The sequence below is a fragment of the Frankia sp. CcI49 genome (genome assembly GCF_001983215.1).
Taxonomy (GTDB): domain Bacteria; phylum Actinomycetota; class Actinomycetes; order Frankiales; family Frankiaceae; genus Parafrankia; species Parafrankia irregularis.
In genome coordinates, this window is record NZ_MOWP01000018.1 from 151,474 (window position 1) to 177,049 (window position 25,576).

General features: G+C 72.1%; 21 protein-coding genes and 2 pseudogenes. 11 read left to right on the top strand and 12 right to left on the bottom strand.

Annotation, left to right across the window (positions count from 1 at the left end):
- The first annotated feature begins 258 nt into the window (after positions 1-258).
- The 3 genes from CcI49_RS18035 to CcI49_RS18045 all read left to right on the top strand — a co-directional run bounded on the left by CcI49_RS18035 (position 259) and on the right by CcI49_RS18045 (position 3,895).
- Positions 259-1,035, top strand: a complete 777-nt coding sequence (locus CcI49_RS18035) for an XRE family transcriptional regulator (RefSeq protein ID WP_158230779.1) — start codon at positions 259-261, stop codon at positions 1,033-1,035.
- A 179-nt stretch (positions 1,036-1,214) separates the two neighbouring features.
- Positions 1,215-2,297 carry a 2OG-Fe(II) oxygenase family protein gene (locus CcI49_RS18040; RefSeq protein WP_198955559.1) on the top strand — a complete coding sequence of 361 codons (1,083 nt, stop codon included), beginning with the start codon at positions 1,215-1,217 and terminating at the stop codon, positions 2,295-2,297.
- A 401-nt stretch (positions 2,298-2,698) separates the two neighbouring features.
- Positions 2,699-3,895: an endonuclease/exonuclease/phosphatase family protein gene (locus CcI49_RS18045; protein WP_347280129.1), complete on the top strand. Its 1,197-nt coding sequence runs from the start codon at positions 2,699-2,701 to the stop codon at positions 3,893-3,895.
- Positions 3,896-3,949: 54 nt separating this feature from the next.
- Here the strand turns inward: CcI49_RS18045 and CcI49_RS18050 are convergent, their stop codons facing one another.
- Both CcI49_RS18050 and CcI49_RS18055 read right to left on the bottom strand, forming a co-directional pair.
- Positions 3,950-4,894, bottom strand: coding sequence for an NAD(P)-dependent oxidoreductase (locus CcI49_RS18050; RefSeq protein WP_347280127.1), 945 nt, complete (start codon positions 4,892-4,894; stop codon positions 3,950-3,952).
- A 40-nt stretch (positions 4,895-4,934) separates the two neighbouring features.
- Complete coding sequence (locus CcI49_RS18055; protein WP_235498342.1) at positions 4,935-5,498, bottom strand: MarR family transcriptional regulator; 564 nt, start codon at positions 5,496-5,498, stop codon at positions 4,935-4,937.
- Positions 5,499-5,624: 126 nt separating this feature from the next.
- Between CcI49_RS18055 and CcI49_RS18060 the strand changes: the two genes are divergently transcribed.
- Positions 5,625-7,139: an MFS transporter gene (locus tag CcI49_RS18060; RefSeq protein ID WP_076827928.1), complete on the top strand. Its 1,515-nt coding sequence runs from the start codon at positions 5,625-5,627 to the stop codon at positions 7,137-7,139.
- Between the two features lie 231 nt (positions 7,140-7,370).
- On the opposite strand, the gene CcI49_RS43385 is transcribed toward CcI49_RS18060, so the two are convergent.
- The 3 genes from CcI49_RS43385 to CcI49_RS18075 all read right to left on the bottom strand — a co-directional run bounded on the left by CcI49_RS43385 (position 7,371) and on the right by CcI49_RS18075 (position 8,569).
- Complete coding sequence (locus CcI49_RS43385; protein WP_235498343.1) at positions 7,371-7,529, bottom strand: hypothetical protein; 159 nt, start codon at positions 7,527-7,529, stop codon at positions 7,371-7,373.
- Positions 7,530-7,720: 191 nt separating this feature from the next.
- Positions 7,721-8,128, bottom strand: a complete 408-nt coding sequence (locus tag CcI49_RS18070; protein ID WP_076827930.1) for a nuclear transport factor 2 family protein — start codon at positions 8,126-8,128, stop codon at positions 7,721-7,723.
- Between the two features lie 126 nt (positions 8,129-8,254).
- The gene (locus CcI49_RS18075; RefSeq protein ID WP_054570162.1) at positions 8,255-8,569 is read right to left on the bottom strand and encodes a hypothetical protein; all 315 of its coding nucleotides are present in this window, start codon (positions 8,567-8,569) and stop codon (positions 8,255-8,257) included.
- A 92-nt stretch (positions 8,570-8,661) separates the two neighbouring features.
- Between CcI49_RS18075 and CcI49_RS18080 the strand changes: the two genes are divergently transcribed.
- The 4 genes from CcI49_RS18080 to CcI49_RS18095 all read left to right on the top strand — a co-directional run bounded on the left by CcI49_RS18080 (position 8,662) and on the right by CcI49_RS18095 (position 13,957).
- Complete coding sequence (locus CcI49_RS18080; protein ID WP_076827932.1) at positions 8,662-9,876, top strand: amidohydrolase family protein; 1,215 nt, start codon at positions 8,662-8,664, stop codon at positions 9,874-9,876.
- A gap of 7 nt (positions 9,877-9,883) precedes the next feature.
- Positions 9,884-10,339, top strand: a complete 456-nt coding sequence (locus CcI49_RS18085) for a zinc ribbon domain-containing protein (protein ID WP_076827934.1) — start codon at positions 9,884-9,886, stop codon at positions 10,337-10,339.
- Positions 10,336-11,526 carry a lipid-transfer protein gene (locus CcI49_RS18090; protein ID WP_083749569.1) on the top strand — a complete coding sequence of 397 codons (1,191 nt, stop codon included), beginning with the start codon at positions 10,336-10,338 and terminating at the stop codon, positions 11,524-11,526. The genes CcI49_RS18085 and CcI49_RS18090 overlap by 4 nt, the downstream gene beginning before the upstream one ends.
- A 94-nt stretch (positions 11,527-11,620) precedes the next feature.
- Positions 11,621-13,957, top strand: coding sequence for a CoA transferase (locus CcI49_RS18095; protein WP_076828004.1), 2,337 nt, complete (start codon positions 11,621-11,623; stop codon positions 13,955-13,957).
- Between the two features lie 45 nt (positions 13,958-14,002).
- On the opposite strand, the gene CcI49_RS42595 is transcribed toward CcI49_RS18095, so the two are convergent.
- Both CcI49_RS42595 and CcI49_RS44185 read right to left on the bottom strand, forming a co-directional pair.
- Complete coding sequence (locus CcI49_RS42595; protein ID WP_116437435.1) at positions 14,003-14,134, bottom strand: aldehyde dehydrogenase family protein; 132 nt, start codon at positions 14,132-14,134, stop codon at positions 14,003-14,005.
- Positions 14,135-14,205: 71 nt separating this feature from the next.
- A pseudogene (locus CcI49_RS44185) lies at positions 14,206-14,437 on the bottom strand (aldehyde dehydrogenase family protein); the annotation flags it as partial.
- Positions 14,438-14,507: 70 nt separating this feature from the next.
- On the opposite strand from CcI49_RS44185, the gene CcI49_RS18105 reads away from it, so the two are divergent.
- Positions 14,508-15,632 carry an NDMA-dependent alcohol dehydrogenase gene (locus CcI49_RS18105; RefSeq protein WP_076827938.1) on the top strand — a complete coding sequence of 375 codons (1,125 nt, stop codon included), beginning with the start codon at positions 14,508-14,510 and terminating at the stop codon, positions 15,630-15,632.
- Positions 15,633-15,846: 214 nt separating this feature from the next.
- Here the strand turns inward: CcI49_RS18105 and CcI49_RS18110 are convergent, their stop codons facing one another.
- The 4 genes from CcI49_RS18110 to CcI49_RS18125 all read right to left on the bottom strand — a co-directional run bounded on the left by CcI49_RS18110 (position 15,847) and on the right by CcI49_RS18125 (position 22,047).
- Positions 15,847-17,313, bottom strand: a complete 1,467-nt coding sequence (locus tag CcI49_RS18110) for a histidine kinase dimerization/phosphoacceptor domain-containing protein (RefSeq protein ID WP_076827940.1) — start codon at positions 17,311-17,313, stop codon at positions 15,847-15,849.
- The gene (locus CcI49_RS18115; RefSeq protein WP_083749576.1) at positions 17,310-19,238 is read right to left on the bottom strand and encodes a histidine kinase; all 1,929 of its coding nucleotides are present in this window, start codon (positions 19,236-19,238) and stop codon (positions 17,310-17,312) included. Before CcI49_RS18115 ends, CcI49_RS18110 begins: the two co-directional genes overlap by 4 nt.
- A gap of 221 nt (positions 19,239-19,459) precedes the next feature.
- On the bottom strand, positions 19,460-20,755 hold the full coding sequence (locus CcI49_RS18120; RefSeq protein WP_076827944.1) for a homoserine O-acetyltransferase: 1,296 nt from the start codon (positions 20,753-20,755) through the stop codon (positions 19,460-19,462).
- Positions 20,752-22,047, bottom strand: coding sequence for a bifunctional o-acetylhomoserine/o-acetylserine sulfhydrylase (locus tag CcI49_RS18125; protein ID WP_054570354.1), 1,296 nt, complete (start codon positions 22,045-22,047; stop codon positions 20,752-20,754). The genes CcI49_RS18120 and CcI49_RS18125 overlap by 4 nt, the downstream gene beginning before the upstream one ends.
- A 387-nt stretch (positions 22,048-22,434) precedes the next feature.
- On the opposite strand from CcI49_RS18125, the gene CcI49_RS18130 reads away from it, so the two are divergent.
- Entirely contained in the window at positions 22,435-23,706 is a 1,272-nt protein-coding gene (locus CcI49_RS18130) for a 2-oxoglutarate and iron-dependent oxygenase domain-containing protein (protein WP_076827946.1), read from the top strand.
- 44 nt (positions 23,707-23,750) lie between these two features.
- Positions 23,751-25,079 (top strand): bifunctional o-acetylhomoserine/o-acetylserine sulfhydrylase, encoded by a 1,329-nt coding sequence (locus tag CcI49_RS18135; RefSeq protein WP_076828006.1) that lies wholly within the window; start codon positions 23,751-23,753, stop codon positions 25,077-25,079.
- Positions 25,080-25,154: 75 nt separating this feature from the next.
- Here CcI49_RS18135 and CcI49_RS18140 read toward each other — a convergent pair.
- Positions 25,155-25,576 (bottom strand): annotated as a pseudogene (locus CcI49_RS18140) (hypothetical protein); the annotation flags it as partial.

Genomic DNA, 25,576 nt, shown 5'->3' on the forward strand with positions numbered 1-25,576 from the left:
TATAACAATCGTGAGAATTTCTTGTCACATCGATCAGATCAAGGTGGAGCCGCCACCTACCATCAGTAGCCAGCTGCCAGGCTGGCTGGCGCTCCCCGGGCCGCCCGCTCTCCCGGGCGGGTCCTGCGCCGCCCGCTCCGGCGGCGGGCTCCGGCGGGGGGCCCGTCCAACCGGCGGCCCCGTCCGGCATGGCACGATCGTGATCACGCCCGGGTCGCATTCCCGGCATCCGACCCGGCTCGTCTGGAGGACACCCGCATGGCCGCACGCCCACGCCCCTCGGCGTCGGCCCCGCCCCCACGCCACAACCCCACCACCAGTGCCACCACCAGCGAAAACGCCGGCGACGACACTACCGGCGCCATCCCCGCCCAGGCGGCTCCGGGTGCGGCAGCTGCGGCGGCGGGCGCTGCGGCGGCGGGCGCTGCGGCGGCGGGCGCGGGCGGGTCGGCGGGAGGCGGGCCGCAGCCGGCCATGCGCGCCATCGGCACGGCGATCCGGGCAGCCCGCCGGCGGGCCGGGATGCCGATGACCGTGCTGGCCGAACGGGCCGGCGTCAGCCAGCCCTACCTGAGCCAGCTGGAGAACGGGCGCAACAACCCGAGCATCCAGACGCTCTACCGGATCGCGAACGCCCTGGAGCTCTCCCCGCAGGACCTGCTCCCCTCGGACGCCGACGATGTGGTCGTGACCAGGGCGGGAACGGCGGCCGGCACGACGATCGAGGACCGGCCGGACGCGGCCTTCGCGCGGGTGCTGGTCGGCGCGCCCAGCAAGCTCATCCAGGTCCAGGAGGTCACCGTCCGGGCCGGCGGCTTCCTCGGGGACTGGTTCGAGCACGACGGCGAGGAGTTCGTCTACCTGCTCGAAGGCGAGGTCGTCATCGAGCTCCAGGCCGACCGGACCGAGCACCTGCGGCCGGGCGACGCGATCTGGTACGCCGCGACGACCCCGCACCGGTGGCGCTCGGTCGGTGCCGGCGCGGCCCGGATCCTGGTCATGTCCGCCGCCGTCCCGCGCGGCCGCCCGCACTGACTGGCCGCCCGCACCGAGAAATCCGCCCGTTCGTAACGGTCCGGTGAAATCCCGCACCGTTGCTTGCCCTCGAGCCCGCCCAGGGCGTGTATTGCACTGAGCAATGGCGCGGAGCGGGCGTCAACCCCCGGCCGACCCGTCGGCCGGGTAGGGGTAGCCAGGCGGAGCAGGAGGCTTCAGTGTCCGAGGCAGTGACCGCACCCAGTACGACCGACGCGGTCGTGGTGCCCGGGTACGTCCCGGTGATCGACTTTTCCGGGGCGACCAGCTCGGACCCGGCACGGCGGGCGGCGGTGGGCGCGGCGCTCGACGAGGCCTGCCGGACGTCCGGCTTCTTCACGGTGGTCGGCCACGGCATCGACCCGACGCTGATGGAGACCGCGATCGACGAGGTCCGCACGTTCTTCGAGCTGCCGATGGCGGCCAAGGAGCGCTACCTGGCGGCCAAGGGCGACCCGACGCTGCGCGGCCTGCGGGTCTGGCACAACCAGGGCGCCGGCTACGACCTGGACACGATCAACCTGGAGGGGTTCGTCGAGGACCCCGACTCGCAGGAGTACGCCCGGGCGCGGCGCCCCGACATCTGCGAGCTGTTCACGATGAACCGCCTCGGTGAGCCCGGCGTCGCCGAGGGCGCGGGGCTCGGCGAGCACTTCGACGTCTGGTCGAAGCCGAACGTCTGGCCGACGGAGGTCGAGGCGATGCGCCCGGCCTGGCTCGCGCTCTACACCGAGCTGGAGCGGTTCGCCCAGACCACGATGCGGATGTTCGCCCTCGGCCTCGGGCTGGCCGAGACGCACTTCGACGGCATCATCGACGAGCACCTGACCAACCTCTGCGCGAACTACTACCCGGCGGTCCGCGGCGAGGTCGGCCCGGAGCAGTTCCGCAAGATGCCGCACACCGACTCGGGCACCGTGACCATCCTCTACCAGGACGTCCGCGGCCTGCAGGTGATCGACCGCCGCAGCGGTGAATGGGTGGACGTGCCGTACGTCCCCGGCTCCTACGTGGTGAACATCGGCGACCTGATGGCGCTGTGGACCAACGACCGGTGGGTCTCGACGATGCACCGGGTGCTGGTGCCGCCGCCCGCCGACCGGTCCGTCCCGCGCATCTCGATGCCGTTCTTCCACCAGCCGAACTGGAACGCGCTCATCGAGTGCCTGCCGACCTGCCGGGTGGACGGCGAGGCGCCGAAGCACGCCCCGGTGCTGTCCGGCGAGTACCTCGAGTACAAGGTCATGCCGCTGGCCGCCTGAGCGCCGGGGCCCGGCCGCAGGCGCGACGCCGCGTTGGCGCCCGGCCTGGGGGTGGCCCCGCAACGCACGGCGAGCCTGCCGAACCTGGTGGCCACGGCCCCGGGCCGATCGCCGAGGCGTAAGCATCCTGGTTTCTCACGGTCCGTGGCAGTTCATCTTCGCTACCTAGGCTACGCAGCGCGCAGCACCGGCTGCGCAACGACTCGTGGCCGGGCTCCGACGTCCCTCAGCGCACCTGATGGTGTTCACCGGCCTGCCCAAGGTATGGAAAGGGCTCCGTGAACCGGCATCATCGCAGGATCATCCGTGCCGTGACCGCCGCCGCGGCCGGTGCACTCGTCGTCGGCGCGCTGGGCACCGTGGCGGGAGCCAGCGCGGCGGGGGCCTCCTCCCCCACGTCCATCGGCGGCGCGTTCACCGGCGGAGCGTCCGCCGACAGGGCGGGCAGCGGCGCGACCCTGCGCGTCGCCACCTTCAACGCCTCGCTCAACCGGGCCGCGGCCGGCCAGCTGCGGACGGACCTGTCCACCCCGGACAACGCCCAGGCGAGGACGGTCGCCGAGATCATCCAGCGGACCCGCCCCGACGTCCTGCTCATCAACGAGTTCGACCACGACCCGGTGGCCGCGCGGCTGTTCAACGACAACTACCTGGGCCGCGGTCAGGGCGGCGCCCAGGCGCTGCGCTATCCGTACTGGTACATCGCCCCGAGCAACACCGGCGTCGCCTCCGGCTTCGACCTGAACAACGACGGCCAGGTCGTGACGACCCCGGGCGCCGCCGGCTACGGCGACGACTCCCTCGGCTTCGGCGCCTTCCCCGGGCAGTACGGCATGGTCGTCTACTCCCGGTTCCCGATCGACACCGGCGCGGTCCGGACCTTCCAGAACTTCCGCTGGAAGGACATGCCGGGCGCGCTGCTGCCCGACGACCCGGCCACGGCGGCACCCGCCGACTGGTACTCGCCGCAGGAGCTCGCGGCCTTCCGGCTCTCCTCGAAGAGCCACTGGGACGTCCCGATCCGGGTCGGGCGCGAGACCGTGCACCTGCTGGCGAGCCATCCCACCCCGCCGACGTTCGACGGGCCGGAGGACCGCAACGGACGGCGCAACCACGACGAGATCCGGCTCTGGGCCGACTACATCCGCCCGGGTGCGGCCTCCTACCTCTACGACGACCGGGGCCGTCGCGGCGGGCTGAAGCCGGGAGAGCGCTTCGTCATCGCCGGGGACATGAACGCCGACCCCCTCGACGGGGACAGCGTGGCCTCCGCCGCCACCCAGCTGCTCGACAGCCGCTGGGTGAACAGCACGGTCATCCCGACGAGCACCGGCGCCGTCGAGGCCGCGGCCCTGCAGGGCGGTGCCAACACCACCCACCGCGGCGACCCGGCCCAGGACACCGCCGACTTCGCGGACACGGCGCCGGGCAACCTGCGGGCCGACTACGTCCTCCCGTCACGGACCCTCGCCGTCACGGGTGCGGGCGTGTTCTGGCCGCCGTCGTCGGACCCGCTGTCCCGGCTGACCGGCACTTACCCGTTCCCCAGCTCCGACCACCGGCTGGTCTGGCTGGACGTCCGCACCCCCCGCCACTGACCGCGAGGACCCACGGCCCGGCCCGGCCCGGATCCCAGCTCCCGGCTCCGTCCGTCAGTCGGCGGCGGGGCCGGGGTCGGCCCGGGGCGTCTCGGCCCGGCGAAGGCGGATGACGGCGGTGGCGTCGAGGCCGCCGTCGCCGCGCTGCTGGGCTGCCGCGTAGTCGGCCTCAGCCCGGGTCGCGAACGGTAGCGGGATATCCCGGCGGGCCGCCTCGGCCAGGCAGATGCGCAGGTCCTTGCGCATCCAGTCGACGGCGAAGCCGAAGTCGAACTCGTCGCGGACCATGGTGTGGCCGCGGTTGTTCAGGTACCAGGAGCTGGCCGCGCCGCCGCCGACCGCGGCCAGCACGAGATCGGTGTCGAGGCCGGCCGCCATCGCGAAGTTGAGGGCCTCCGCGGCGCCGGCGATCGCCGAGGCGACCAGGATCTGGTTGACCATCTTCGTCAGCTGGCCGCTGCCGACCGGGCCGATGCGGGTGATGGTGGCCCCGTAGGCGGCGAGCACCGGCCGGACGGTCTCCAGCACGGCCGGGTCGGCGCCGCACATGATGCTCAGCCGGCCGGCCTCGGCGCCCGCCTGCCCGCCGGAGACGGGGGCGTCGACGAAGCCGACACCGGCCTCCGCGGCCCGGCCCGCGATCTCCACCGCCAGCTCGGCGGAGGTGGTCGAATGATCGACGATGGTGGCGCCGGGCCGCAGCGCCGCCAGCGCACCGGCCGGCCCGGTGAGCACCTCGCGGACGTCGTCGTCGGCGCCGACACAGACGCAGACGACGTCCGCGCCGGTCGCGGCCTCGGCGGGGGTGGGTGCGGAGCTGCCCGGGTACCGCTCCACCCACCGGCGGGCGGTCGCCTCGGTGCGGTTGTGGACGACGGTGCTGAAACCGGCCCCGGTCAGGTGCCCGGCCATGGGGAAGCCCATGGTGCCCAGGCCGATGAAGGCCACCTTCATGTCCGCGCGCTCCTGTCCGTCCCCGTCACCCGTCCGCCCCGTCACCTGTCAGCACGTGCCCCGATGCCGACCGCACCGGATGTGTTCACAGTGCGCGCAGCAGGGTCCGCAGGATGTCGTCGAGATTCTCGCGCTGCTCGGCGGTCAGCGTGTTCGCCAGCCGGGTGAAGTTCGCGATGTGCTCGGCGAACGCGGCGTCGATGGCGACGCGCCCGCTGTCCGTGAGGCCCACCCGGAAGCTGCGCCGGTCGGCCGGGTCCAGCCGGCGTTCCACCAGGCCGGCGGTCTCCAGGCGGTCGAGGCGGCTGGTGATGCCGGCCCGCGACATCATCAGCTGCTCGGAGAGCTGGGAGGGGATCAGCACACACGGCGGACCGGACGCCCGCAACGCGCCAAGCACCTCGAAGTCACCGAGCGTGAGGCCGTGCTCCTCGAGCGGGCGGTTCATGGCCGTCGCCAGGGCGCCGACGAAGACCTTCATGCGCGCGAAGAGCGCCATCGCGCTCAGATCCAGATCCGGACGCTCGCGCTGCCACTGCTCGACGAAGTCGTCGACCTTGTCGGGCGTCGGCCCGCCAGCGCATACGTCCGTCGGCTCCCCAGGGCATATGTCCCACCCAGCGTCCACGACACGAGTGTATTTGATCACCGCCTGCCCGCCTAGAAATTAGTTTGGTCCGGTACTATTCGGTGACGTACTGTTCGGCTGCCAAGCATCCCGGCCGCCTCGGTGGCCACTCCGACAGATCACCCCCAGACATCAGGAGAGATCTTCGTGACCGCATCCACCGACGTCGCCGGCGGCGGCTCCTCGACCGCCGCGGTCGGGTCACCAGAGCCGGGGGCGCACCTCGACCCCCGCCGCTGGGTCGCGCTCAGCGTGATCGCCGTCGCCCAGCTGATGGTCGTGCTGGACGCCTCGATCGTGACCATCGCGCTCCCGCACGCGCAGGCCGACCTGGGAATCTCCACCGCCGACCGGCAGTGGGTCATGACCGCCTACACGCTGGCCTTCGGCGGCCTGCTGCTGCTCGGCGGCCGGATCGCCGACTTCCTCGGCCGCAAGCGGATCTTCATCTGGGGCCTGATCGGGTTCGCCGGCGCCTCGGCGCTCGGTGGCGCGGCCCCGAACGCCGAGCTGCTGTTCGCGGCGCGGGCCCTGCAGGGAGCCTGCGCCGCACTGCTCGCGCCGGCGGCGCTGTCGCTCATCACGGTGACCTTCACCGAGGGCAAGGAGCGCGCCCGCGCGTTCGGTGTCTACGGCGCGATCTCCGGCGGCGGTGCCGCGATCGGCCTCATCGTCGGCGGGCTGCTGACCGAGTACACGTCGTGGCGGTGGTGCCTGCTCGTCAACGTCCCGATCGCGCTGGCCGCCGCGGCCGCGGCGCTGCCCATCGTGCGGGAGAGCAAGGCCGAGGGCACGCCCAGCTACGACATCCCGGGCACCGTGACGGTGACCGGCGGTCTGCTCGCCCTGGTCTACGGCTTCACCGTCGCCGCCGACGACGGCTGGGGATCGGGCAAGACGATCGGCCTGCTCGTCGGCGCGTTCGTGCTGATCGCCGCGTTCGTCGTGATCGAGGCCCGGACCGCCAACCCGCTGCTGCCGCTGCGGGTGCCGCTGGAGCGCAACCGCGGCGGCTCCTTCCTCGCCTCGATGCTGATCGGTGGCGGGCTGTTCGCGATGTTCCTGTTCCTCACCTTCTACTTCCAGCAGACACTGGGCTACAGCGCGCTGCGCAGCGGCTTCGCCTTCCTGCCCTTCAGCGCCGGCATCATCTTCTCCGCCGGGATCGCCAGCCAGCTCCTGCCCCGGACTGGCCCCAAGATCCTGATGGTCCTCGGCAGCGCGCTCGCCGTCGGCGGCCTGGTGCTGCTGACCCAGATCGGCGTCGACACCGGCTACGCCAGCCACGTTCTCCCGGCCGAGCTCTTGATCAGCTTCGGGATGGGCCTCGCCTTCGTGCCGATGTCGAGCGTGTCGCTGCTCGGTGTCGCCGAGCATGACGCCGGTGTGGCCAGCGCACTGGTGAACACCACCCAGCAGGTCGGCGGGTCCCTCGGTGTGGCGCTGCTGAACACCGTCTACGCGACGGCGGTGACCGACTACCTCACCAGTCACGGCACCGGGCCGGCCGCGCAGGCGCAGGCGGCGGTCGAGGGCTACACCACCTCGTTCGTCTGGAGCGCGGTGATGATCGGGCTCGCCCTGATCACCGTCCTCTTCCTCGTCCGGGCAGGCCGGGACGACATCCCGCAGGGCGAGGGGGTCCCGATTCACGCCGGCTGAGCGGCAGCCGGAAGGCCCTCCGCGGCCCCGGGCCGGGCGACCTGCAGGTCGCCCGGCCCGGGGCCGCGGCCGTACGCGCTGCCTGTGCGGCCGGTTCCGCGGAACCGGCCACCGGCCACCGGCGGCACTGCCCCGCAACTGACCCCGCATCTGTTCATCTCGTCGTTCGCGCAGGCCCACTTCGCGCCGGCCCACCGAGTCCGCTCGCGACCCGCTCCGCGGACCGTGCCCTCAGGACCTGTAACGACGCGGGTTGCTCGTGCCGCAGACCAGGCACACCAGCCAGTCCCGGCGCCAGCCGTCGCTGTCGTCCGACGGTGCGCTGACGACGTTGGCCTCCTCCTCACCGCAGAAGAAGCAGGTTCCCTCCTCACCCACGAGACGTCGCATCGCGGTCAGCGCTCCGCCTGCCCGGGGCTGGTAACCGACCCAGTCGCAGTGCCGGCACTCCCACCACCGTTCGGCCCTCGGTCGCGGCGCGAAGCCACCCCAGTTGCTGCGCTGGTGAACAACCTCCAGCCAGGTCAGCGTCCGGGAGCACCGCGGGCACCCCGGACCGCTCCCCGCACCCGGCTTCCCGTTCAGTCCTGGATCAGACTGTCGAGAGCGGCCGGATTGAACGAGTAATGGCAGCGCCACTCGACGATCTTGCCGTCTCGATCCAGTCGGATCGAGTCAGCGCCTGCCTTGACCTGGCCGTCCGTGAAGCTGCAGGTGTAGACGAACACGACCGTCTGAGTACTGACGAAGGACGACTGGATCGCGTAACGGATGTCCGGGACGCGACGCATCGAGTCGTCGATGTATGCCCGGAAGGCCTCGTAGCCCTGGATCGTCACCTTCTCGGGGTCGCCCGTCAGGYGGGGCACGAACGGCGAACTGAACACGATGTCCGCGGCGACCGGCGCCATGACGAGGTCGAGGTCGTACTGGTTGAACCCGTCCTCCCAGTGCCGCTGGAGTTCCACCACAACCTTGTCTTCGACCATGCCGGCACGCTAATACCCGCGAGGCAGGCGCACAAGAGATGAGTGAATGTTCGCTCCGGCTGGAATGATGCCCGACCTGACGGGGATGCCGGCCGCGCTTGCCAGCCCAGGGCGGGCAGCAGTGAGTTAGTGGCCGCAGAGCAGTCGCATGTTCTCGTAGGCGAAGATCATGATGTCGTTCGGGTTGTCCACGGCGGCGTCCTGGTCGACGATCTCGTCCCAGTGGTCGATGACGTCCTCCGCAGTCGGCGGTTCCTTCGAGATCCAGCCCTGGGCAGTGGTGATGGTGGACCGGGCGAACCGGCCGCCCCAGGCACCCAGAATCTGGCCGGTGCAGGGGCAGGTGCGGTGCGCGAGTACGGCCACCATCGGGCCGACTACCTTCGCGAGGAGATCGAGCGCCATCGCCGCGAGCGGCCGGATGATCTGCTCACGCCCCACTGACCCTTGACAATAAAGTGAGCATATACTCACCATGTCGCTATCGGAAGGGGTTCCGCAGTCGCAAGGTCAGCCCGCGTGAGGAGCAACGCATGAGCATCGACGCCGCGCAGACCCGCCCGGACCCGGGCTACCAGCTCATCGACGCCGACAACCACTACTACGAGCCGTACGACTGCTTCACCCGCTTCATCGAGCCGTCGTTCGCCGACCGTGCGATCAACGTGCGGGTCGATGCCAGAGGTCGCGGCAAGCTGTACTTCGGAGAGCGCCAGTTCCGCTTCATGCGGGTGATCCAGACCGACTACATCGGTGCGCCCGGGTCGCTGCGCTCGATGCTGGACGACCCAGACAGCAAGGAGGGCTTCGTCCACCACGAGGTCATCCGCGGCTGGGACTATCCGGACATGATGCTGCGCGATGCGCGGATCGCGAAGATGGACGAGCAGGGCGTTCAGGCCGGGCTGATGCTCGGGACGGCGATGCTGCAGGCCGAGAACGAGCTACACGACGACATTCCGGCGTTGTACGCGAACATCCGCGCCTACAACCGTTGGCTGGACGAGGAGTGGGGCTTCGACCGGGACAACCGGATCATCACCGCGCCGATGATCTCCCTGATGGACCCCGAGCGGGCCATCACGGAGCTCGACAAGGTGATCGCCGCGGGAGCCCGGGCCGTCGTCATGAAGCCCGGTCCGCTGTGGGGGCGCTCGCCGGTCGACCCCAGCTACGACGGGTTCTGGGCCCGGCTGCAGGACGCGGGGGTCAAGCTCGTCTTCCACAGCACCGACCCGCGGTATCTGGCCACCCTCGGCGTCCAGTTCGGGGAGTCGCCGACGCCGCCGCTGCAGGGGCAGACGCCGTTCCAGTGGTACCTCGTCTCCGGTAAGCCGGTTGCCGACACGCTGGCGTCCTACGTCCTGAACAACCTGTTCGGGCGGTTCCCCGGGTTGACCATCGTCGCGTTGGAGTGCGGGATCAACTGGGTTGTCCCGTTGCTGCACGACGTCGACCACGCCGCCCACATGGGGCGCAAGGGGTTCTGGCCGGGCGGCGAGGTGACCGGGCGACCGAGCGAGGTCCTGATGGAGCACCTCTACGTATCGCCGTTCTACGAGGAGGACGTCGTCGGTCTTGTCGAGGCGATCGGGCCGGACCGGGTCCTGTTCGGTTCCGACTACCCGCATCCCGAGGGTGTGCTGTGGCCCACGGAGTGGCTGAACAAGCTGGACGGACTGAGCCCCGAGGCCATCCGCATGATCCTGCGCGGGAACGCCGCGCGCCTGCTCGGTCTGCAGGACTGACCGCGCGGTGGTCGAAGAGGTCAACCGGCCGGTAGGGATGCCCGACCCCGTGGTGGCCCCGGTCAATGAGCAGCTGTGGCGCGCGGCCGCGGCCGGCCGGCTGGAGGTGCAGCGCTGCACCGGCTGCGGCGCGCACCGCTACCCGCCCACCGACGGCTGTTATCGCTGTACCTCGCGGCAGTGGGGATGGTCCACGCTGCCCGGCACCGGCACCGTCTACTCCTACATCTGGGTGCCCGACCGGGCCCGGTCGGCTGGCCGCGATGAGCCGGTGCTCTACAACGTCGCGGTCGTCACGCTGGATGCGACGCAGGGAGATCCCGTGCGCATCCTGAGCAACGTGATCGATGCCTGGCAGCAGGCTGACCTGCAGGTCGGCCAGCGGGTGACCTTCGCGTCCGTGCCCTTCACCGCGGCCGAGGCAGCGGAGATGGCACTACCCTGCTTCCGGATCCTGCGGTGAGCGGCTTCCTCCGGGATGCCGCCTGCATCGTGGGGATCGGACACTCGCGTTACGGCAAGGCCGGCGAGCTGGCGCCGCTCGGACTCACCCGCATCGCGCTCGACGCCGTGCACGAGGCCTGCGCGGACGCCGGGCTCGATGTCCGCGACATCGACGGGTTCGCCGGCTACTGCGACGACCCGACCATGCCGTCCGATCTGGCGGTCGCACTCGGCACACGGGAACTGCGCTACGCCGGGATGACCTGGGGCGGGCGCGGGTCGGGGCTGCCGGGAGCGGTCGCGGGGGCCTACGCGGCAATCGCCACCGGTCTCGCGGACTACGTCGTCGTCCTGCGATCGATCATTCAGACTGCCCGGCTGGGTCGATCGGTTGCCGCCGGTGTGCAGCCGGGGCAGGCGATCCCGCTGTCGGCGTCCTACAGCGCGCCGTTCGGCATGGCGCTTCCAGCGGCGATCTACGCGATGAAGGCCCGCCGGCACATGTCCCTGTACGGCACCACCACCGAGCATTTCGCGCAGGTCAGTGTCAACGCGCGGCGCAACGCGGCGAACAACCCCGAGGCCCGCTTCCGCAAGGAGATCACCGTTGCCGAGCACCAGGCGTCCCGGCTGATCTGCGACCCGCTGCGGCTGCTGGACTGCTGCATGGAGTCCGACGGTGCCGCGGCGGTCATTCTCACCACCCCGGAACGGGCCCGGGACCTGCGCCAGCCGGCGGTCGTGGTCAGCGCGGTCGCGGCAACGGGCGAGTACAAATGGGCCACCGCGTCGTTCAACACCATCGACGAGGACTTCGTCAGCACAGGTCACCGCCGCGCCGCCCGCGACCTGTACGCCCGCGCGGGGCTAGGGCCGGCGGACGTTGACGTCGCGCTCATCTACGACGGGTTCACACCCTCAGTGATCATGAGTCTGGAGGACTGGGGCTTCTGCCCCGTCGGGGAGGGCGGTCCGTTCGTCGAGGACGGCGGGATCTTCCGGGAGGGCAGGCTACCGGTCAACCCCCATGGCGGGAACCTCGCCGAGGTGTACCTGCAGGGCATCACCCACGTTCTGGAGGGCGTCCGCCAGCTGCGCGGGACGGCCGTCAACCAACTTCCCGATGCCGAGGTCGCGCTCTACGCGTCCGGTGTCGGCGCCTCGCCGGGCGGCGGGATCCTGCTGCGCGCCGGACAGGGCGGATGACCCYCGCGGTCCCACCACGTCCGGCAGAGTAAGTGAGCGTTTTCCAGCTTCGCGACGTCCGTCGCGGTAGCTGAGGTGACTGATCGGAGTGGCGATGGAGTTGCGACCGATCGACGACGCGGCCGCGTTGTCCGGGCTACGTGTGGTGGACATCTCGCTGGGGACCAGCGCGGTCGGATCAGGCCTGGCCAGCAACCTGCCCGGAGTGCTCCTGCGTGACCTGGGCGCGGAGGTGACGCGGGTGCGGTCGGCGCACCGCTCGACTCTGGACACGGGCGTCGACTTCGAACGGGTCTGGCAGCGCGGCACCACGGTGATCGAGGTCGATCACGAGTCTCCGGAGGCCGCACCGAGAATCCTCGCGCTGGCGGCCGAGGCCGACGTGGTGTTCCTCTCCGGCCCGGAGGAACTGCTGGAGGGGCGCGGGATCGGCTACGCCGAACTGGCCGCCCGCAACCCGCGGACCGTCGTCGGTCGCGTCCGGCCGACGCACACCGCGCGCGGGCCACTGCCCGACCTGGAACTGCTGGTCGCGGCCCGCGCCGGGCTGCCGACCCAGATCCGCGGGCACCGGGGCGGGCCGGCGTTTCCCGACCTCGCCGTGGCCAGTGCCGGCGCCGGACTGGCGGTCACCGTGGGGGCGCTGGCGACACTGTACGAACGGGAGACGACCGGTGTCGGCGGGTGGGTCGAGACATCCCTGGCCGACGGGCTGCGCGCCATCCTTCCGATGATCATCGGACGGGTCGAGGTGCCCTCGCCCGCGACCGACCTGCTGTGGCGCGACCAGGGCCCGGCGGACGGCTTCGCCTACCGGTGCGCCGACGGCGAGTACATCCAGCTGTGGTTCGGGGCCAAAGGCGCCTACGAGGCGTTCCTTCAGGAGGTCGGCGACGAGCCCAGCGAGAAGGGCTACACCGCGGACCTGGTCAGCGGTGCACTCACCGAACGCGGCCGGCGCTGGGCGGCGACGTTCGCCACCGCGGAACGGGCTGACTGGCTGGACCGGCTGTCCCGGGCCGGGATCCGCTGTGAACCGGTCCTGCGGCCGGGCGAGGCCCTGACCGACCCGCATGTACGGGAGACCGGCCTGAGCGTCACCGCGGAGAACCCCGACCTGGGACCGGTCACCGTGCTCGGGCCGGTGGCCCGCGTCACCGCGACGTCCACCCTCACAGCGGCTCCCGCCGATGCTGCCTACACCGGCGGCGTCGCCGACACCGGCGCCAGGCCCGGCGCGAGCACGCGCCTGCTGTCCGGAGTGCGGGTACTGGACCTTGCCGCCTACCTCGCCGGCCCGGTGACCGCGCAGATACTCGGCGACCTCGGCGCCGACGTGGTGAAGGTCGAGCCGATGTCGGGCGACGTCCATCGCAGCATGGAACCGATGTTCGCCGCCGGTCAGCGCGGCAAGCGGGCCGTGGCCGTCGATCTCAAGGCCCCCGGGGCGGCACAGGTCCTTGCCGGGCTGTTCCGGTGGAGCGACGTCGTCCACCACAACGCGCGGGTCGGCCTCGCCGACCGTCTCGGCTACGACGAAGCCACCGTGCGGACGGCCAATCCCGATGTCGTCTACGGCCATTCCAGCGGGTTCGGGCCGACGGGACCGCGAGCACTGCTACCGGCGAACGACCATCTGATGCAGGCGTTGTCCGGCGTCGAGGCGGGCCAGGGCGGCGCGGACAGCCCGCCGACCTTCATGGCCTGGGGCGCGATCGACGTCACGGGCGGCTGGCTTTCCGCGTGCGCGGTGATCGCCGCTCTGTACGCCCGGAAGCGCTCCGGGGCGGGGCAGTCGGTGTCCACCTCGCTGCTGGGTTCCGCGCTCACCCTGAAGTCCGGTGCCTATGTGCGCGGCGGCACCGCCGTCGGCGGTCCGGTGCTGGATGGGGAACAGACCGGCTACGGCGCCGCCTATCGGCTCTACCAGGCCGGTGACGGGGAATGGTTCGCGCTGGCCGTGCCGGATGCCGGTGCCTGGGAGCGGCTACGGCAGGTGGTCGCGATCTCCGGACTGCCGGACGCGCCACCGCCGCTGCGGCGGGCCGGCGAGGGGCGACAGGACGCCGAACGCCTTTTGGAGGAGGTGTTCCAGGCGGAACCCGCGGAGGCCTGGGTGCGCAGACTCACCGCGGCTGACGTGCCCGTCGAGGCGGTCGCGCAGGTGGACCGGCGTGGTTTCGTCGCCCGGGTCCTGGACGATCCGCTCACCCGGCAGTCCGGCCGGGTCGCCAGCTTCGACTGGGGCGCGCGCGGTCGCACCGAGACGCCGGGCTGCCAGTTCGGTGTCGGGCCGACGCCACGCCCGACAGGACGCCCGGGAATTCCCGGGCTCGGCGAGCACACCGCCGAGGTGCTCGCCGAGCTGGGCTTCGACGCCGACGCGCGGGCGGCACTGGCAGCCTCACGCACAGTGCGGTCCGATGGCTGAGCCGGGATCCGCTGAGGGCGCCGGCCCGCCCCGGCTGTCGGGCGTTCAGTGACTGATGTAGACGGCCTTGGTGGTGAGGTAGGCCTCGATGCCCTTCCAGCCCCGCTCGCCGCCCCAGCCGGACTCCTTGTGGCCGGAGATCGGCATCGCCGGGTCCGCCGCGATCGAACAGTTCAACCCAGACCTGACCGGCGCGCAACTCGTCCGCGAACCAGTGGGCGCGGCCGAGTTTCTCGGTCCAGAGGGACCGCGACTCCCATCTCGTCGACGGTGATCTGCGGTGATGTCGGCGGAGTGCTCGCGCAGCGCGTCGGCCATCCGGGCGAGCGCGTCGGCGCGCTCGCCCGGGCCCAGACGCGGCCAGGGACCGTGGTCGAAAGCGGCGCGCGCCGCAGCGACGGCCCGGTCCATGTCGGCCTCGGTGACGAGAGGGACCTCGCCGACCGGCGCCTCGGTGGACGGTGAGATGACCGTGAACAGGTCGGTGTTCGCGGCCTAGGGTGAGTGAGCGTTCTTTTATGAAGGGCGTCGGCGGCGGTGGGAGGGCACGGTGAAGACCAAAGCGGCGGTGCTGATGCAGCAGCCCGGCGAGTGGGAGGTCGTCGAGACTGACCTCGACGGGCCCAGGGACGGCGAGGTGCTGGTCCGGATGGTCGCAGCCGGACTCTGCCACTCTGACGATCACGTCGCCAAGGCTGACGGCAAGATCCAGCATTTCCCTTACTGCGGCGGGCATGAGGGGGCCGGTGTGGTGGAGGACGTCGGGCCGGGCGTACGCAGCCTGAAGCCCGGCGACCACATCGTCACGTCGTTCATCCCCGGCTGCGGCCGCTGCGCCTTCTGCGCGAGCGGCCACCAGAACCTCTGTCAGTACGGTGCGCTCATCATGCACGGCTCGCAGCTCGACGGCACCTACCGCACGCGCTACCAGGGCCAGGACGTCGCACGGTCCTCGCTGATCGGAGCGTTCGCCGAGTACAGCGTCATGTCGGAGTGGTCTGCCGTCCGGATTCCGGACCATGTTCCGCTGCGCTCAGCCGCGATGCTTGGCTGCGGTGTCCCGACCGGCTGGGGATCCGCGGTGAACGCAGCCCAGGTAACGCCGGGACAGGTCGTGATCGTCATGGGCGTGGGCGGTATCGGCATCAACGCCGTCCAAGGCGCCGCACACGCCGGGGCAGGCCACGTGATCGCCGTCGATCCTGTGCCCCTGAAACGCGAGACGGCCTTGAAGCTGGGTGCCACAGGAGCATTCAGCTCGATCGAGGAAGCGGCCGAGTTCGCCCGGTCAATCACCAACGGCCAGGGGGCGGACTCGACCGTCGTTACCGTCGGCGTGCTCAATGGTGAGCACCTGGGGCAGGCGTTCGATTCGGTGCGCAAGGGGGGCGTCGTCGTGGTGACCGCGGTCGCGCCCATGACAGTGGGCAGCATCCCGGTCAGCCCGTTCATGCTCGCCATGTTCGAGAAGCGCCTGCAGGGCTGCCTCTACGGCAGCATGTCACCCTCGGGCGACATCCCGCGGCTGCTGGCGATGTATGAGAACGGCCAGCTGAAGCTGGACGAGCTTGTCACGACTACCTACTCACTCGACGAGATCAATGTCGGTTACCGGGACATGCATGCGGGCAGGAACATCCGCGGCCTGATCGAGTTTCCGGTCCTGCCGCGGTAGCGGTGGAGGGCGGCGACGGTGGGTCTTTCCAGATGACGCTTCGACCGGGCCGGCGTGACCGCGGTGATGCCACGTCCAGGTGGACCGAGATGGCTGGCCAGCGGTGCGCTCCRTCGCCGGTCAACACCTGGTTGGGGAACTCGTCGTTGGTTGCGGAGTTCTGCCCCACCAGGTCACCCTGACAGCCTCACCCTGAGTAATTTTCGACTCAGTACTAGGAGGTCGGGCCGCCGGGCACGGCGTCGGCGGCGCGCAGTCCGCGGCTGAGGTCACGGACCTCCTGGTTCGCGGCGAGCAGCCCCTCGTGCAGGTGCCGCAGCAGCAGGCGGGTCTCGGCGGGGTCGGCGTCCGGGGCCCGCGACGCGACGCGCGCGAGGTCCGTGAGCCGTCGCTGCATGCCGTCGCCCAGGTCGTGTGCCATGCGCCGGCGCTGCGCGGCGCTCGCGCCGGCGACCCGCAGGTGGGCCGCGTGCGTCTCGACCAGCTGTGCCCGCACCGCCACCTGCAGCTGCGCGTTCTCCAGTGCGAGCCGCCCGGCGCGCAACGCGGCGTCGGTGAAGGCACGGTGCTGGCCGAGGGCGGGATCACCGGTCACCACCGCGAGCGGAGCCCCGTCCCGCGTCAGCACCTCCCGGGTCCACCGAGCGCCGGACGCGGGTTCGGGCGCACGGCCGGCCTCGGCGGTGCTGCCGGCGGCGGCCGCACGGCCGATGTCCATCGAACCACCGAGATCCGCCGAACCGCCGACATCCGCCGGGCGGCCGTCGACGTCGACATAGCACCGCAGGTCGGGCAGCCAGAACCGGAGCTCCACGGTGGGATCGTTCAGCACGGTCCGCAGGGCGTCACGCACGCTGGCGATCGTCGCGGGGTCCGCGAGGCGCAGCACCCGGTCGGCGGCGGTGGCCACCCCCAGCGCCCGCCGGGCGGCGGCGATCCCCAACGCCACCGGGAGCAGGGCGAGGACGACGCTCTGCGCCTCGATGCCGCGCATCACGCCGTCCAGGTCGTCGACGTCGATGGGCGGCGCCACCAGGGCCACGCCGATGCCAGCGACCGCGACCGCACCGAGGACCAGCGACGCCGCGGCCCGCTCCGGGCCGCGCAGCGCGCGCACCCGGCGGACCAGCCCGAACGCGAACCCGCAGGCGAGCAACGGGTTGATGACCTGGTAGACGTCACTGATCGTCTGGAACGTGGGCAGGTCCGCGAACCAGCCGGGCCACCACACATCCGGCCCGTAGCCGTTCCACTCCGGCCGCGACGTCAGCACGCTGACCACCATCAACGGCCCGAAGGCGAGGCCGGCCAGCGCGACGACCACGCGGTCCGCCAGGCCGGACAGCCGCCCGTGGGGGTAGCCGAGCAGCCCGACGCCGAACAGGACGTAGAAGGAGCAGTTCCCGGCGATCCCCAGCAGCGGCAGAAGCGTGTGGTTCCAGCTCATCGCCCAGGTCGCGACCCAGGCCACGCCGGCGGCGAGCAGCGGGGCGCCCGCGCGCCGTGTCGGCGACGAGGCCATCAGCGCCGTGCCGGCCGTCGCGAGCCCACCGGAGATGAGGACGTTCACCACGGCCAGCGCCGGGGCGCCGTGCAGGTACGGCCAGCCGGCGCCCAGCACCGCCACCCCGACCACGCCGCCGACGGCGAACGCCCGCGGCAGCACCCGCCCGGCCCTCATGACGCCACGCCCGTGGGCACGATGACCATGACGGTGGTCGGGCCACCGGCCGGGCTGGACAGGTGCACCTCACCGCCGGCCGCCGCCACCCGGTCACGCAGGCCGGCCAGCCCGCCGGCCGGGTGCTCCACCGCGCCGCCGCACCCGTTGTCACTGACCTCGGCGACCAGCCCACCCGATCGCTCGGTGAGCCGCACCCTGGCGGTCGTCGCCCGTGCGTGCTTGACCACGTTGGCCAGTGCCTCCGACACCGCGAAGTAGACCGTGCGCTCGGCGACGTCCCCAAACGGCCCGCCGCGCCCGAGCGCGACGTCGACCTCCACCGGCAGCGCCAGCCTGGCCGCGGCCTGCCGTACCGCCGCCACCAGGCCGGCGGTACGCAGGGTCTCCGGGTCGAGACCGCGGGCGATGGTGCGGACCTCGTCGTTCGCCGCGAGCAGGCCGGCCCGGATGTCCCCGAACATCGCGGCGGCGGCCGCCGGGTCGTCAGCGGACCACTCGGCGACGCTCACCAGCATCGCCAGCGCGAGCAGCCGCTGCTGCACGCCGTCGTGCAGGTCGCGCGCGATGCGGCTGCGTTCGGCGGCCTCCGCCTCCTCGACCCGCCGCCGCGCCGCCCGCGTCTCGACGAGCTGCGCCTGGATGGTCACCTGCAGATGGGCGTTCTGCAGCGAGAGCCGAGCGGTCCGCAGCGCCGCCCCGGTGAACGCGCCGTGCCGACGCAGCACCGGCGACCGGCCCGTGACCAGGGCGAACAGCTCACCCGACGGCGCGATCACGGGCTGGGACCACAGCGCCGGCGCGCCACGGCGCACAGGCACCGGCGCTCCCGAGCCAGGCACGGCGCCCGGAGCGGGTACTGCGCCCGGACCGGGTACCGCACCCGGCTCGGGAGCACCGCTGGCCGGCTGCCCGGCGATGTCGACGAAACGCCGCTCGTCGGCGAGCCAGAAGTACACCTCGACAGTGTCGTCACGCAGGGCGCGGCGCAGTGCGTCGCGGACCACGGTCACCGTCGCGGCACCGCCGCCGCTGGAGCGCAGCATCCGGTCCGCCGCGGTCGCGACCGCCACCGCGCGCCACAGCTCGCAGCTCACCAGCACCAGCGGGAGCACCGCGAGGGCGACGCCCTGCCAGGCGACGCCCTCCGCCACATGACCCGGTTCCCGGTTGTACAGCGTCGGCGACAGGGCGGCCAGGCAGAGCGCGACCACGCCGAGCGTGCCGAGCGCGGGCGCGACGACGGACCGTTCCAGTCCGTAGAGCCTGCTCCACCGGCGCGCGAGCAGCACCACGAAGGCCATCGCCAGGGCCACGTTGATCACCACGTACAGCCCGGAGACGAACCCGAAGAAGGCCTGGCCGGCCCACAGCGTCGGCCAGGACGCCTGCGCCGAGAAGCCGTTCCACTCCGGCTCGGACACCACCATCGACAACGCCACGAGCGGGCCGTAGGCGATGGTGGTGAGGGTACCGACGACCCGGTCGGCCCGCCCGGTGAGGCAGCCGTCCGGGTAGAGCAGCACGCCCCAGGCGAAGGTGACGAAGAACAGCGCGTTGGTGAACAGGCCCAGCGCCGGGCGCGGCCCGCTCTCCCGGCACAACAGCCAGGTGAGGGCCCAGCAGACGCCGGAGGCCAGCACGAGAACCCCGGTACGGCGCAGCAGCGGGATGTCGACGAGGAGCACCCCGGAGCTGACGAACGCGCCGGCGACGAAGGCGTTGACGGCCGCAAGCGCGGGTTCGCCGCGCCAGAACGGCCAGCCGGCGGCCAGCGCGAGCACCGCGGTCAGCGCGCCGCAGGCCACCGCGGCCGCCGGAAGCCGAAACCGTGCCCAGGCCTGCGGCCGGGCGCCCATCGCACGGGCGGTCATACGACCGGGTCGCACCGGCGCGGACGCCGTCAACGCGCTGCCTTCTGCCACGGTCCCTTCCACGCCACCGTCGCCGGCCACCGCCGGCGAGCCACCGCACCTCCACAGGCGCGGGACGAACGCTCGGTGCCCCGGGTTCGCCGCCACGCGGGACGATCGTCCCACGCAGATGACCGCCATCCGCCGCGAGACCACATCAGGACATCTACTGACACCGGGATTTCCGGCCCTCCCTGCCGACCTCAGCCGAAAGCAGTCGATCTCACTCGATCTCAGCCGGTCGATCCGAGCGCCGTGGCCACGATCCGGCCGACCGCGGCCGACTCCAGCAGGAAACCGTCGTGGCCGAACTCGGACCGGACCATGACCGCCTGTGTGCCGAGGTGCCGGGCGAGCTCGGCCTGCAGCCGGGGCGGGTAGAGGCGGTCGCTGTCGATACCCGCCACGGTCACCGGGACGGTGACGCCGCGCAGCGCCGCGGCGATCCCGCCCCGGCCGCGGCCGACGTCCTGGCTCATCATCGCCAGGGTCAGCGTCACGTAGGTTCCGGCGTCGAAGCGGCGGACCAGCTTGTGCCCGTGGTGCTCGACGTAGCTGGCGGCGGCGTAGCGGCCGTCCGGCTGGACCCGCTGGCCGAAGCGGTGCGCGAGCTCGGCCTCACTGCGGTAGCTGACCTGGCCCATCTGCCGGGCCAGTGCCAGTCCGGTCCGCGGGCCGAGGCCGGCCGGGAGGTGGTGGTAGTCGCCGCCGTGCCAGTGCTGGTCGGCGCGGATCACCGCCAGCTGGGTGGCGTACAGCGCGATCTGCTCGGCCGTCGCCGCCGCGCCGCAGGAGAGCACGACCGCGCGGGCGACGCGCTCGGGCCGGCCCACCGCCCACTCCAGCGCCCGCATGCCCCCCATCGAGCCGCCGACGACCGCGGCCCAGCGGGTTATCCCGAGCGCGTCCGCCAGCCCCTCCTCGGCGCGGACCTGGTCACCGACCGTGATCTCCGGCCAGCGGCTGCCCCACGGCCGGCCGTCGGGGGCGGCGGACGCCGGCCCGGTCGTGCCCTGGCAGCCGCCCAGCACGTTCGGGCAGACGACGAACCAGCGATCGGTGTCGAGAGCGGCGCCCGGTCCGACCAGCGCTCCCCACCAGCCCGCGGTGGGATGCCCTGGGCCGGCCGGGCCGGCGACATGGCTGTCCCCGGTGAGCGCGTGCAGCACCAGCACGGCGTTCGACCGGTCCGGGGCGAGGCGGCCCCACGTCTCGTAGGCGACGGTCACCTCGGGCAGCACGCCGCCGCGCTCCAGGTCCAGCGGCCGTGCCAGCCGGGCGAACCGGCGACGTCCCACCGGATCACCGGGCTGCCAGCCGGCGCGAGCCGGGCGGGCGCCGTCCCGGTCCGGGTCCGGACCGGCGTCCGCACCGGCGTCCGGATCAGCCTGCTCCGGGCGCGCGGCGGCGGATGCGGCCTCGTCGCACCGGGCCTCGTCGGGACGGGCATGGTCGGGTCGGGCATGGTCGGGACGGGCATGGTCGGGTCGGACGTCGAGCGCCGGGGGCTGTTGGGGCTGGGCTGTCATCCGGACTTCGCGGCCCGGAAACCGGCGTCGAGATCGGCGAGGATGTCGTCGATGCCCTCGATGCCCACCGACAGCCGGATCAGGTCCGGGGTCACCCCGGTGGCCGCCTGCTCGGCCTCGGTGAGCTGCGAGTGGGTGGTCGTCGCCGGATGGATCACCAGTGAGCGGACGTCGCCGATGTTGGCGAGGTGGCTGAACAGCTCGAGGCCCTCGACGAACTTCCGGCCGGCCTGGGCCCCGCCGGCGATCCCGAACGCCAGCACCGCGCCGGCGCCGAGCGGGAGCACCTCGTTCGCCCGCTGGTACCACGGCGACGTCGGCAGCTTGGGGTAGGCGACCCAGCTGACCTCGTCACGGTCCTGCAGCCACCGCGCAACCCGCAGCGCGTTCGCGCTGTGCCGGTCCATCCGCAGCGACAGCGTCTCCAGGCCCTGCAGGAACAGGAACGAGTTCAGCGGCGCGACGGCCGGGCCGAGGTCGCGCAGCAGCTGCACCCGGGCCTTGGCGATGTAGCTGCCGTGGCCGAGCGCGTCCCAGTAGACGAGGCCGTGGTAGCTGGGGTCGGGCGTGGTGAAGTTGGCGAAGCGCCCGCTGGCGCCGTAGTCGAACCGGCCGCCGTCGACGATGATCCCGCCGATGGACGTCCCGTGCCCGCCGATGAACTTCGTCGCCGAGTGGACGACGATGTCGGCTCCGTGCTCGAACGGCCGGTACAGGTACGGGGTCGCCAGGGTGTTGTCGACGATCAGCGGCACGCCGACCTCGTGGGCGACCGCGGCGACGCCGGCGGTGTCGAGGACGTCCGAGCGCGGGTTGCCGATCGTCTCGCCGTAGAAGGCCCGGGTCCGCGGTGTGGCGGCGGCCCGCCATTCGTCCAGGTCGTCGGGGTTCGACACGAACGAAACCGAGATCCCGAGCTTGGGCAGCGTGTAGTGGAACAGGTTGTACGTCCCACCGTAGAGGTTCGCGGAGCTGACGATGTGGTCACCGGATTCGGCCAGGTTGAGGATGGCCAGCGTCTCCGCCGCCTGCCCCGACGACGTCGCGAGCGCACCGACGCCGCCCTCGAGGGCGTTGACGCGCTGCTCGAAAACGTCCTGGGTCGGGTTCATGATGCGGGTGTAGATGTTGCCGGGCTCCCCCAACGCGAACAGGGCGGCGGCGTGGTCGGTGTCACGGAAGACGAAGCTCGTCGTCTGGTAGATCGGGACGGCGCGCGCCCCGGTCGTCGGATCGGGCTGGGCACCCGCGTGGATCTGCTTCGTCTCGAACGACCAGGTCGGCTCGGTCATGGCGAATCCCCTCTGGTGGTGGATGGTGTGCGCGGCGTCCGGAGTTCGGAGTTCGGAGTTCGGCGAACGAGGCACCGGGCGGTCCCATCCCATGGCACCGACGGCCCCCGCAGGCGTGTCCGTTGGTCCTGGCTTGATCGGTCGTTCGCCGCATGGCTGGCGTGGCGCTGCCCGGCATGCGGCAGGCCGGCCGACCCCGAGAAGGATGCCGCGCACGGAGCGGAATCGCTCGGATACACGCCCGACGCCGCCACCGGGAGCGCCCGGTGCCGGGCGATGACGTGTCCCGCCTTGGATACTCCACGTCACCGGAGTAAGTTTACTTTATCGATCGGAAATACCTAAAACTCCGCACCATCCACCCGATCGCGGGGCAGGGAGGCCCACATGTGCCAGGCCGCTGACCATCCACCCGGTCCGTCGCCGCGCGAGCTCCCCCTGCTCGACCTGCGCCGGTACACCGCTCCCGCGGACCCCTCAGACCGCGCCGAGTTCGTCCTCGCGCTGCGCGCGGCCTGCCGCGACCCCGGCTTCCTCCAGCTCACCGGCCACGGCGTGCCGACCTCGCTCACCGACCGCGTCCTGGCCGTGAGCCGCGAGTTCTTCCGGCTGCCGACCGCGACGAAACTGCGGATCGAGAACGTCCACTCGCCGCACTTCCGCGGCTACACCCGCCTCGGCCAGGAGATCACCCGGGGCAACCCCGACCTGCGCGAGCAGATCGACATCGGCGACGAGCGCCCGCGCCGGGTGTGCGGCCCCGGCGACCCGCCCTACCTGCGCCTGGACGGCCCCAACCAGTGGCCGGCCCAGCCGGCCGAGCTGCGGGCCGCCGTCGAGGAGTACATGGCGGCACTGGCCGGTGTCGCGCGGGTCCTCGTCCGCGCGCTGGCCGAATCGCTGGGTCTCGCCCCCGACCACCTGGACGCCACCTTCGCGGATGATCCCCGCTCTCACCTCAAGCTGCTGCGCTACCTGCCCGCACCCGACGGTCCGGCCGCCGAGACCGGCCGCGGGGCCGGGCTCGGCGCCGGGGACGGAGACGGCGCGCGCGCCGACCCGCACCGGCGGGACGCCGACGCCGCCCGTTCGCAGGGGGTCGGGGCGCACAAGGACGGCGGCTTCCTGAGCCTCGTCCTGCAGGACACCGTCCGGCGACAGGACGCCCCGGACGCGCCCGGAGCCTCGGAGGACCCGGAGGGCTCGGAGGGCTCGGAGGGCTCGCCGAACGCGACAGACCCGGCGTGGCTGCCGGGGCTGCAGGTCGCGGACGGCTCGGGCGGGTGGATCGACGCGCCGCCGGTGCCGGGGGCGATCGTGGTGAACATCGGCGAGATGTTCGAGTTGGCCACGCTGCGCTACTACCCTGCGACCGTGCACCGTGTGATGAGCCCACCACCAGGCCACGAACGAGGGTCCGTGGCGTTCTTCTTCGGACCGGGCCTGTCCGCCACGATCGAGCCCGTGCCGCTGCCCCCCGCGCTCCTCGCGCAGATCCCCGCCGCCGGGCCACCCGACCCGGACAACCCGATCTTCGCCCAGCACGGGGAGAACACGTTGAAGAGCTGGCTGCGCAGCCATCCCGAGGTCGCCCGACGCCACTACGCCGATCTCACCCGACCCGACGGCGCCACGCGACCGGACGGGGCCGCCCGGTGACCGAGACTGTCGACCCTGCGACCGAGACCGTCGAGACAGCGGACCTGCGAAAGCCCGGCACGGACGTCCGCGAGCACAGCACCGGCGTCCGCGGCGCGGCCTGGTCGTTCGAGACCCGCCAGGTTCATGCCGGCACCACCGCGGACCCGACGACCGGCGCCCGCGCGGTGCCGATCTACCAGAGCGCCTCGTTCGTGTTCGCCGACGCCGCCCAGGCCGCCGGCCTGTTCGCGCTCACCGAGACGGGCTTCACCTACACCCGGGTCGTCAACCCGACCCACGACGCACTCGAACAGCGCGTCGCCGACCTGGAAGGCGGTGTCGCGGCACTCGCGACGGCCAGCGGGCAGGCGGCGGCGACCCTCGCCCTGCTCAACGTCGCCTCGGCCGGCGATCACATCGTGTCGTCCGCGTCGCTGTACGGCGGGACGTACGCGCTGTTCCGCCACACCCTGGCCGACCTCGGCATCGAGACCACCTTCGTCGACGACCCCGACGACCCCGACGCCTGGCGGGCCGCCATCCGGCCGCGCACCGCCGCGTTCTACGGCGAGACCATCGGCAACCCGCGCGGGAACGTCCTCGACATCGCCACCGTCGCGGGCGTCGCCCACGACGCCGGGATCCCGCTCGTCGTCGACAACACCCTCGCCTCCCCTTACCTGGCCCGCCCCGTCGAGCACGGCGCGGACGTCGTCGTCCACTCGGCGACGAAGTTCATCGGCGGGCACGGGACGTCCATCGGCGGCGTCATCGTCGACGGCGGGCGTTTCGACTGGGGCAACGGCCGCTACCCGCGCTTCACCCAGCCCGATCCCGCCTACGACGGGCTGGTGTTCCTCGACGCCTTCCCCGAGACGGCGTACATCCTGCGGGCCCGCGCGCGGCTGCTGCGTGATCTCGGGCCGGCGCTGTCGCCGATGAACGCGTTCCTGCTCCTGCAGGGCCTGGAGACCCTGTCGCTGCGGATGGAGCGGCACAGCGCGAACGCCCTGCGGGTCGCCCAGTGGCTGCGGGACCGCGACGACGTCACCGCGGTCGCCTACCCGGGCCTGCCCGACAGCCCCTGGCGCGCCGCGGCGGACCGCTACCTGCCCCGCGGCACCGGCGCGGTCCTCGCCTTCGAACTGGCCGACGGGCTGCGTCGCGGCCCGGCCTTCATCGAGGCGCTCACCCTGCACAGCCACCTGGCGAACGTCGGGGACGTCCGCTCGCTGGCCATCCATCCCGCGTCGACCACCCACGCGCAGCTGACCCCGCAGCAGCGTACGGCCAGCGGCGTGTCCGCCGACCAGATCCGCCTCTCGGTGGGGCTGGAGGGCATCGACGACATCCTCGCCGACCTGGACGGCGCCTTCCACGCGCTCCACTGACCCCGGTGCGGACCGCGCCTCACGGAGTCCCGGCATCCGCCTGCGGGTCCGCTCGGGGGCGGCGGATGCCGGCCGTCAGGACGAAGGCGGTGTCTGGCTCAACGGCGGCAGTGGACCCCAGGTCTCGGCCGGCAGCCGGACGGGCTCACCTCCGGAGGGCACCTGCCAGCCAAGCCACCGCCACGCATTTGGCGTCGCTCCGAGCAGATGCCTGTCCGTGACAGACCAGACCGCAAGCTCGCCGCGCGGAAGGTGTTCGAGGCGCCAACCGACCGGGCGACCATCGACGGCGTCCCAGATCCGCATCGTCCCGTCGTCGCTGACAGTCAGGATCCGCGACCCATCCGGACTCCATACCCCATCCCACACCCGACGCCCGTGGCCGGTGAGGGTCAGCAGCTCCTGCCCCGACACCGCATCCCACACCCGCGCCACCCCATCGTCACCAGCAGTCAGCACACACGAACCATCCGGACTCCACACCCCACTGTTCACCC

Bases quoted from the DNA above. Each gene is read 5' to 3' on its own strand.
- CcI49_RS18035 (WP_158230779.1), top strand. From the start codon at position 259: ATGGCCGCACGCCCACGCCCCTCGGCGTCGGCCCCGCCCCCACGCCAC.
- CcI49_RS43385 (WP_235498343.1), bottom strand. From the start codon at position 7,529: ATGCGACGTCTCGTGGGTGAGGAGGGAACCTGCTTCTTCTGCGGTGAG.
- CcI49_RS18080 (WP_076827932.1), top strand. From the start codon at position 8,662: ATGAGCATCGACGCCGCGCAGACCCGCCCGGACCCGGGCTACCAGCTC.
- CcI49_RS18095 (WP_076828004.1), top strand. From the start codon at position 11,621: ATGGAGTTGCGACCGATCGACGACGCGGCCGCGTTGTCCGGGCTACGT.
- CcI49_RS18110 (WP_076827940.1), bottom strand. From the start codon at position 17,313: ATGAGGGCCGGGCGGGTGCTGCCGCGGGCGTTCGCCGTCGGCGGCGTG.
- CcI49_RS18120 (WP_076827944.1), bottom strand. From the start codon at position 20,755: ATGACAGCCCAGCCCCAACAGCCCCCGGCGCTCGACGTCCGACCCGAC.
- CcI49_RS18125 (WP_054570354.1), bottom strand. From the start codon at position 22,047: ATGACCGAGCCGACCTGGTCGTTCGAGACGAAGCAGATCCACGCGGGT.
- CcI49_RS18130 (WP_076827946.1), top strand. From the start codon at position 22,435: ATGTGCCAGGCCGCTGACCATCCACCCGGTCCGTCGCCGCGCGAGCTC.